At 70.3% G+C, this 8,816-nt stretch carries 5 protein-coding genes; 1 reads left to right on the top strand and 4 read right to left on the bottom strand.

What is annotated here, in order from left to right; all coding sequences use genetic code 11:
- Positions 1-95: 95 nt before the first annotated feature.
- Positions 96-299 (bottom strand): cold-shock protein, encoded by a 204-nt coding sequence (locus ACFCV8_RS33995; protein ID WP_352274958.1) that lies wholly within the window; start codon positions 297-299, stop codon positions 96-98.
- 218 nt (positions 300-517) lie between these two features.
- Positions 518-1,129 carry a TetR/AcrR family transcriptional regulator gene (locus ACFCV8_RS33990; RefSeq protein ID WP_376689368.1) on the bottom strand — a complete coding sequence of 204 codons (612 nt, stop codon included), beginning with the start codon at positions 1,127-1,129 and terminating at the stop codon, positions 518-520.
- Between the two features lie 195 nt (positions 1,130-1,324).
- Here ACFCV8_RS33990 and ACFCV8_RS33985 point away from each other — a divergent pair, with 195 nt between their 5' ends.
- Positions 1,325-2,248 (top strand): rhomboid family intramembrane serine protease, encoded by a 924-nt coding sequence (locus ACFCV8_RS33985; protein ID WP_376689367.1) that lies wholly within the window; start codon positions 1,325-1,327, stop codon positions 2,246-2,248.
- Between the two features lie 103 nt (positions 2,249-2,351).
- Here ACFCV8_RS33985 and ACFCV8_RS33980 read toward each other — a convergent pair whose 3' ends face one another.
- Together ACFCV8_RS33980 and gltB are read right to left on the bottom strand one after the other, a co-directional pair.
- On the bottom strand, positions 2,352-3,812 hold the full coding sequence (locus ACFCV8_RS33980) for a glutamate synthase subunit beta (protein ID WP_376689366.1): 1,461 nt from the start codon (positions 3,810-3,812) through the stop codon (positions 2,352-2,354).
- Positions 3,805-8,397: a glutamate synthase large subunit gene (gene gltB / locus ACFCV8_RS33975; RefSeq protein WP_376689365.1), complete on the bottom strand. Its 4,593-nt coding sequence runs from the start codon at positions 8,395-8,397 to the stop codon at positions 3,805-3,807. Before gltB ends, ACFCV8_RS33980 begins: the two co-directional genes overlap by 8 nt.
- Positions 8,398-8,816 lie beyond the last annotated feature (419 nt).

Below are 8,816 nucleotides of genomic sequence, written 5' to 3'. Positions count from 1 at the left end.
CACCCCAAGGTGCGGGCCCCAGCTGCGTAGTCCCGTCCGAGCGATCGGACGGTCCCGAGTGATCAGGCGCCCGAGCGATCGGGCAGGCCGGATGATCAGGCCGGGACGATGTTCTCCGCCTGCGGGCCCTTCTGGCCCTGCGTGACGTCGAAGCTGACCTTCTGGCCCTCCACGAGCTCGCGGAAGCCCTGGGTGGCGATGTTGGAGTAGTGGGCGAAGACGTCGGCGCCGCCGCCGTCCTGCTCGATGAAGCCGTAGCCCTTTTCAGAGTTGAACCACTTCACGGTTCCGGTAGCCATAATATTCTCCTTAACGAGGTGCAGTGCCGGAATTCCGCACTTTACGAATTCCGAGTCGCCGCATTGAGCCCCATTCCGGAGAAAGCCGGAAAACAATAATGCGCCTGACGAAGCATTCCCGTCAGGCGCACCAAAAGTTCATGGGTACCAAAACTGCAACACAGCAACCTTAGCACGTTCCGCCGATGTGCGGCGGGGACGCGCCGGGCCCGGCCGGTTCAGCTGTCCAGTGCGATGCCGTCCAGGACCATCGAGAGGTACTGGCGGGCGATCTCCTCGGGGCTGTGCAGCCCGCCCGGCCGGTACCAGGACGCCGCGACCCAGACGGTGTCGCGGACGAAGCGGTAGGTCAGCCGGATGTCGAGGTCCGCGCGGAAGCTGTGGTCGGCGACGCCGCGCTCCAGCGTGCCGAGCCATGCCTTCTCGAATTTCCGCTGGGACTCCACCAGGTACCCGAAGCGCGGCTGGGCGGCCAGGTGCCTGGCCTCCTTCTGGTAGATGGCGACCGCGGCCCGGTGCCGGTCGATCTCCCGGAAGGACTCGGTGACCAGTGCCTCGATGGCCTGCCGGGGGGCCAGGCCGGCGGCGAGCACCGCGTCGTAGCCCTCCCAGAGCTCGTCGAGGAAGGTCGAGAGGATCTCGTCGATCATCGATTCCTTGGAATCGAAGTGGTAGTAGAGGCTGCCCGCGAGCATCCCGGCCGCGTCCGCGATGTTGCGGACGGTGGTGGCGTTGTATCCCTGCGCGGCGAAGACCTCGGCCGCGGTGGCGAGCAGTTCGCCGCGCCGCTCGGGAGAGGAGGTCGCCTGGGGCTTCTTCTTGGTAGGCACCCGGTCATTCTCCGCCCGCCCCGGCGCACCCGGCCTTCCGGCCCTCCGTGCGGCGTTCGCTATCTTGATCGCCGCGTCTCCGTCTCTCCGCATCGCCGCGTCTCCACGCCGCCGGTGCACCGCTGATGTGCCGCACCCCGATCCGCCGCCGCCCCACCGGCCGCTCGTGTCCGTCCGCTACCGAAGGAGCCCGCCGTGGAGGCCGAGGTCACCACCTGTTACCGCCATCCGTCGTACGAGACCTATGTCAGCTGTGTCCGCTGCGAGCGCTTCATATGCCCCGACTGCATGCGGGAGGCGGCCGTCGGCCACCAGTGCGTGGAGTGCGTGAAGGAGGGGCAGCGTTCGATCCGGCAGGCGCGCACGGTCTTCGGCGGCACGGTCTCCCGGTCCGCGGTGCCGCTGGTCACGTACGTGCTGATGGGGCTCAACGTCGTCGCGTACCTGGGCGAGATCCTCCGGCCGGGGATCCTCGACCGGTTCGCGATGCTGGGGGCCGGGCTGGACGGGCCGGACGGGGCCCACTACCTCTACCGGGCCGGGGAGTTCCCCGGCTTCGACGTGGTCGGGGTGGCGGGCGGCGAGTGGTACCGGCTGCTGACGGGGGCCTTCCTGCACCTTCCGCCGACCGGCTCGACCCTGGGGTCGCTGCCGTTCGGGATCCTGCACATCGTCTTCAACATGTACGCGCTGTGGAACCTGGGCCGGGTCGTCGAGGAGCAGCTGGGCCGGGCCCGGTACCTCGCGCTGTATCTGCTGTCCGCGCTGGGCGGTTCGGTGCTGGTCCATCTGATCGCGCCGTTCGACGCCACGGTGGGCGCCTCGGGTGCGATCTTCGGCCTCGGTGCGGCCTTCTACGTCATCAATCTGCGGCTGGGCCGCGACATGCGGCCGGTGAACCGGTTCATGGCGGGCTTCCTGCTGTGGATGGTGATCTCGGCCGGATTCGCCTCGTGGCAGGCCCACCTGGGCGGGCTGCTGACCGGCGGCATCGTGACCCTGGTGTACGCGTACGCCCCGGCGAACCGCCGTACCGCGTTCCAGGCCGCCGCGTGTGTGGTGCTGCTCGCCGTGCTGGTGCTGCTGGTGGTGCTGAAGACGTCCGCGCTGACGGGCTGAGCCGGGACGCACCGCGGCGCCTGCCGAGTCGTCCGGTCGGGGACGGGCAGGCGCCGCGTTCAGTTCCGCACGCCGTTGTGCGGGACGTCCTCGTGGGCCGCGATCAGACCGTCAGGGCGCGGTCGGTCGGGCGGATCGGGGCCGGCAGGGCGCTGGCTCCGGTCAGGTAGCGGTCCACCCCGCGTGCCGCGGAGCGGCCCTCGGCGATGGCCCACACGATGAGGGACTGGCCCCGTCCGGCGTCCCCGGCGACGAAGACCCCGTCGACGTTGGTGGCGAAGTCCGCGTCGCGGGCGACGTTGCCGCGCTCGTCGAGCTCCAGGCCGAACTGCTGGACCAGGCCGTTGGACTGGTCGGTTCCGGTGAAGCCCATGGCGAGCGTGACCAGCTGGGCCGGGATGCGCCGCTCGGTGCCGGGCTTCTGCTCCAGCCTACCGTCCTTGAATTCCACCTCGACCAGGTGCAGGGCCTGGACGTCGCCGTTCTCGTCGCCCTCGAAACGGGTGGTCGAGACGGAGTAGACGCGCTCGCCGCCCTCCTCGTGCGCGGAGGTGACCTTGTAGAGCATCGGGAAGGTCGGCCACGGCTGGCCCGCGTTCCGTTCCTCGCCCGGCCTCGGCATGATCTCCAGCTGGGTGACGGAGAGGGCGCCCTGGCGGTGGGCGGTGCCCACGCAGTCGGCGCCGGTGTCGCCGCCGCCGATGACGACGACGTGCTTGCCCTCGGCGGTGATCGGGGCGACGGTCAGATCGCCCTCCTGCACCTTGTTGGCGAGCGGCAGGTACTCCATCGCGAAGTGCACACCGTTCAGTTCGCGGCCCGGGACGGGCAGGTCGCGCGAGACCGTGGCGCCCGCGGCGACGACCACCGCGTCGTAGCGGCGGCGGAGCCTGGCGGCGTCGATGTCGCGGCCGATCTCCGTCTCGGTGCGGAACTTGGTGCCCTCCGCGCGCATCTGCTCGATGCGGCGGTTGATGTGCGACTTCTCCATCTTGAACGCGGGGATGCCGTACCTGAGGAGGCCCCCGATGCGGTCCGCGCGCTCGTAGACGGCGACCGTGTGACCGGCCCGGGTCAGCTGCTGGGCGGCGGCGAGACCGGCCGGGCCCGAGCCGATGACGGCGACGGTCTTGCCGGAGAGCCGCTCGGGCGGCCGCGGGGTGACGTCACCGCTGTCCCACGCCTTGTCGATGATGGAGACCTCGACGTTCTTGATGGTGACGGCCGGCTGGTTGATACCGAGCACGCACGCCGACTCGCACGGGGCCGGGCAGAGCCGCCCGGTGAACTCGGGGAAGTTGTTCGTGGCGTGCAGCCGCTCGGACGCCGCCGCCCAGTCCTCGCGGTAGGCGTAGTCGTTCCACTCGGGGATGAGGTTTCCGAGCGGGCAGCCGTTGTGGCAGAACGGGATGCCGCAGTCCATGCAGCGGCCGGCCTGCTTGCTGATGATCGGGAGCAGCGAGCCGGGGACGTAGACCTCGTTCCAGTCCTTGACGCGCTCGGCCACGGGGCGGGTCTCGGCGACCTCGCGTCCGGTGGTCAGGAAGCCCTTGGGGTCAGCCATGGGTCGCCGCCTCCATCATCTTCTCGGTGGTCTCCTGTTCGGAGAGACCGGCGAGCTCAGCGGCGTCCTTGGCGGCGAGCACTGCCTTGTACGTGGACGGGATGATCTTGCTGAACCGGGTCGCGGCGCGGTCCCAGTCGGCGAGCAGCTTCTCGGCGACGGTGGAGCCGGTCTCCTCGTGGTGGCGGCGCACGACGTCGTGCAGCCACTGCCGGTCGGTGGCGGAGAGTTCCTCGATCGCGCCGAGGTTCCCGGGGTTGACGTGGTCGCGGTCGAGGTCGACGACGTACGCGACGCCGCCGGACATGCCGGCCGCGAAGTTGCGTCCGGTCTCGCCGAGCACGACGGCGTGTCCGCCGGTCATGTACTCGCAGCCGTGGTCGCCCACGCCCTCGGAGACGACGGTGGCGCCGGAGTTGCGGACGCAGAACCGTTCGCCGGTGCGGCCGCGCAGGAAGAGTTCGCCGCCGGTGGCGCCGTAGGCGATGGTGTTGCCCGCGATGGTGGAGTACTCGGCGAGGTGGTCGGCGCCGCGGTCCGGGCGGACGACGATCCGGCCGCCGGAGAGGCCCTTGCCGACGTAGTCGTTGGCGTCGCCCTCCAGGCGCAGCGTGACGCCGCTGGGCAGGAAGGCGCCGAAGGACTGGCCCGCGGAGCCGGTGAAGGTGACGTCGATGGTGTCCTCGGGCAGTCCGGCGCCGCCGAACCTCTTGGTCACCTCGTGGCCGAGCATGGTGCCGACGGTGCGGTTGATGTTGCGGATCGCGAGCTGGGCCCGGACCGGCTGGGCGCTCTCGGCGCCGTCCGCGTTCAGGGCGTCGGCGGCGAGCCGGATCAGCTCGTTGTCGAGGGCCTTGTCCAGGCCGTGGTCCTGTTCGATGCGCCGGTGGCGGGCGGCGCCCTCGGGCAGTTCGGGGACGTGGAAGAGCGGGGCGAGGTCGAGGCCCTGGGCCTTCCAGTGGGTGACGGCCCGGTCGGTGTCGAGGAGTTCGGCGTGGCCGACGGCCTCCTCGATCGAGCGGAAGCCGAGCCCGGCGAGGATCTCGCGGACCTCCTGGGCGATGAACTCGAAGAAGTTGACGACGTACTCGGCCTTGCCGGAGAACCGGTCGCGCAGGACGGGGTTCTGGGTGGCGATGCCGACCGGGCAGGTGTCCAGGTGGCAGACGCGCATCATGACGCAGCCGGAGACGACGAGCGGCGCGGTCGCGAAACCGAACTCCTCGGCGCCCAGCAGTGCGGCGATGACGACGTCGCGGCCGGTCTTCAGCTGGCCGTCGGTCTGTACGACGATGCGGTCGCGCAGGCCGTTGAGCAGCAGGGTCTGCTGGGTCTCGGCGAGGCCGAGCTCCCAGGGGCCGCCCGCGTGCTTCAGCGAGGTCAGCGGGGAGGCGCCGGTTCCGCCGTCGTGGCCGGAGATCAGCACGACGTCGGCGTGGGCCTTGGAGACACCGGCGGCGACGGTGCCGACGCCGACCTCGGAGACCAGCTTCACGTGGATGCGGGCGGCCGGGTTGGCGTTCTTGAGGTCGTGGATCAGCTGGGCCAGATCCTCGATGGAGTAGATGTCGTGGTGCGGCGGCGGCGAGATGAGGCCGACGCCGGGGGTGGAGTGCCGGGTCTTCGCGACCCACGGGTAGACCTTGTGGCCGGGCAGCTGGCCGCCCTCGCCGGGCTTGGCGCCCTGGGCCATCTTGATCTGGATGTCGTCGGCGTTGACCAGGTACTCGCTGGTCACCCCGAAGCGGCCGGAGGCGACCTGCTTGATCGCCGAGCGGCGCTCGGGGTCGTACAGCCGGTCGGGGTCCTCGCCGCCCTCGCCGGTGTTGGACTTGGCGCCCAGCCGGTTCATGGCGACGGCGAGCGTCTCGTGCGCCTCGCGGGAGATCGAGCCGTACGACATGGCGCCGGTGGAGAAGCGCCTGACGATCTCGGAGACGGGCTCGACCTCGTCGACGGGGACCGGGGCCCGGTCGGTGGTGAAGCCGAACAGGCCGCGGAGCGTCATGAGGCGCTCGGACTGCTCGTTCACCCGGTCGGTGTACTTCTTGAAGATGTCGTAGCGCCTGGTGCGGGTGGCGTGCTGGAGGCGGAAGACCGTCTCCGGGTCGAAGAGGTGCGGTTCGCCCTCACGGCGCCACTGGTACTCGCCGCCGATCTCCAGCGCGCGGTGCGAGGCGGAGATGCCGGAGGGCGGGTACGCCTTGGCGTGCCGGGCGGCGACCTCCTGGGCGACGATGCCGAGACCGGCGCCGCCGATCTTGGTCGCGGTGCCGTGGAAGTACTTCGCGACGAATTCCTCGTCCAGGCCGACGGCCTCGAAGACCTGGGCGCCGCGGTAGGAGGCGACGGTCGAGATGCCCATCTTGGACATGACCTTCAGGACGCCCTTGCCGAGCGCGTGGATCAGGTTCCGGATGGCCTGCTCGGGGTCGATGCCCTCGATGAACGTACCGGCGCGGACCAGGTCCTCGACCGACTCCATCGCGAGGTACGGGTTGACCGCGGCGGCTCCGTAGCCGATGAGCAGCGCGACGTGGTGGACCTCGCGGACGTCCCCGGCCTCGACCAGCAGGCCGACCTGGGTGCGCTGCTTGGTGCGGATGAGGTGGTGGTGCACGGCGGAGGTGAGCAGCAGCGAGGGGATCGGGGCGTGCTCGGCGTCGGAGTGCCGGTCGGAGAGGACGACCAGGCGTGCGCCGTCCTCGATGGCGGCGTCGGCCTCGGCACAGATCCGCTCGATCCGCGCGGCGAGGGCCTCACCGCCGCCGCCGACCCGGTAGAGGCCGGAGAGGGTGGCGGCCTTCATGCCCGGCATGTCGCCGTCCGCGTTGATGTGTATCAGCTTGGCCAGCTCGTCGTTGTCGATCACCGGGAACGGCAGCGTGACGGCGCGGCAGGAGGCGGCGGTCGGGGCCAGCAGGTTGCCCTGCGGGCCGAGCGTGGAGCGCAGCGAGGTGACGAGTTCCTCGCGGATGGCGTCCAGCGGCGGGTTGGTGACCTGCGCGAACAGCTGGGTGAAGTAGTCGAAGAGGAGGCGGGGGCGCTCGGACAGCGCGGCGACCGGCGAGTCCGTGCCCATGGAGCCGAGCGGTTCACCCGCGGTGCGGGCCATCGGCGCGAGGATGACGCGCAGCTCCTCCTCGGTGTAGCCGAAGGTCTGCTGGCGGCGGGTGACGGAGGCGTGCGTGTGCACGATGTGCTCCCGCTCGGGGAGGTCCTCCAGCTCTATCTCGCCGGCTTCCAGCCACTGTGCGTAGGGCTGCTCGGCGGCGAGGGACGCCTTGATCTCGTCGTCCTCGATGATGCGGCCCTCGGCCGTGTCGACGAGGAACATCCTGCCGGGCTGGAGGCGGCCCTTGCGGACGACCTTCGCGGGGTCGATGTCCAGGACGCCGACCTCGGAGGAGAGGACCACGAGTCCGTCGTCGGTGACCCAGTAGCGGCCGGGGCGCAGTCCGTTGCGGTCGAGGACCGCGCCGACCTGGGTGCCGTCGGTGAAGGTGACGCAGGCCGGGCCGTCCCAGGGCTCCATCATCGCGGAGTGGTACTGGTAGAAGGCGCGCCGGGCCGGGTCCATGGCGTTCTTCGACTCGGGGCTCTCCCACGCCTCGGGCACCATCATCAGCACCGAGTGGGGCAGCGAGCGGCCGCCGAGGTGGAGCAGCTCCAGCACTTCGTCGAAGGAGGCGGAGTCGGAGGCGTCCGGGGTGCAGACGGGGAAGATCCGGTCGAGCCGTGCCGCGTCGCCGTGTCCGTCGTCGGCGGGGCCGAACAGGTCGGAGGCGAGCTGGGACTCGCGGGCCTTCATCCAGTTGCGGTTGCCCTTGACCGTGTTGATCTCGCCGTTGTGCGCGACGAAGCGGTACGGGTGGGCGAGCGGCCAGCTCGGGAAGGTGTTGGTGGAGAACCGGGAGTGGACCAGGGCGACCGCGGTGGCCAGGCGGGGGTCGGAGAGGTCCGGGAAGAACGGCTCCAGCTGCCCGGTGGTGAGCATGCCCTTGTAGACGATGGTGCGGGCGGAGAGCGAGGGGAAGTACACCCCGGCCTCCCGCTCGGCGCGCTTGCGCAGGACAAAGGCCTTGCGGTCCAGGGCGATGCCGCTGCTCGTGCCGTCCGCGACGAAGAGCTGGCGGAACTCGGGCATGGTGGCGCGGGCGCCCTTGCCGAGGAGGCCGGGGGTGACCGGTACCTGGCGCCAGCCGAGGACCTTGAGGCCCTCCTCGGCGGCGATCTTCTCCAGCGCGCGGACGGCCTCGGTGGAGTCGTCGGCGGGCAGGAAGGCGATTCCGGCCGCGTAGCCACCGGCCTCGGGGAGGTCGAAGGGGGTCTCCGCGCGCAGGAAGGCGTCCGGGACCTGGAGGAGGATTCCGGCGCCGTCGCCGGAGTCGGGCTCCGATCCGGTGGCGCCGCGGTGTTCGAGGTTGCGCAGCACGGTCAGCGCCTGCTCGACCAGCTCATGGCTGGCCACACCGGTCAAAGTGGCCACGAACCCGACGCCGCAGGCGTCGTGCTCGTTACGGGGGTCGTACATCCCCTGCTGGGCGGGGCGACCGTCCATGGGCGACCAGGCGTCGATACGCATCGGCTCTCCCGTCGTCGTCGTGGCATGTGTGCCGAGGGACGACGTTGGCCCTCTGCGAAAGTTGATGCAGGTTACATAATGGGGCGCTTCTCAGAAAGCGGATAGCTCGTTCCAATATGCGGACAACGGATGAGCCGGTGAGGGGGGTTGTCGCATGGGGAGGATCGGCGCCCTGAGGGCCGCAGAGAGCAGGCGTCGTTGCCCGCGGTGTCTACAGCTCTTGCCCGGTGGCGAGGAAAACGAAACCGCCAGGTAATGACTACTTATGCGTAGCCCTGCATGGCGACTCATTTTACGCGGGCGGAACCGGTCCGCCCAGAGGCAGCCGTCAAGACGTACGTCACACGGGTGGCGTACGCACAACGGGGCAGACGGGCGACAGCCCGGACATACGACGGGCGGGCGCATCCACCCGGATG

Origin of the sequence: Streptomyces sp. NPDC056347, assembly GCF_042262625.1 — a bacterium.
GTDB lineage: Bacteria > Actinomycetota > Actinomycetes > Streptomycetales > Streptomycetaceae > Streptomyces.
The sequence above is the reverse complement of the archived record's forward strand: the minus strand, read 5'-3'. Positions and strand labels throughout refer to the sequence as shown.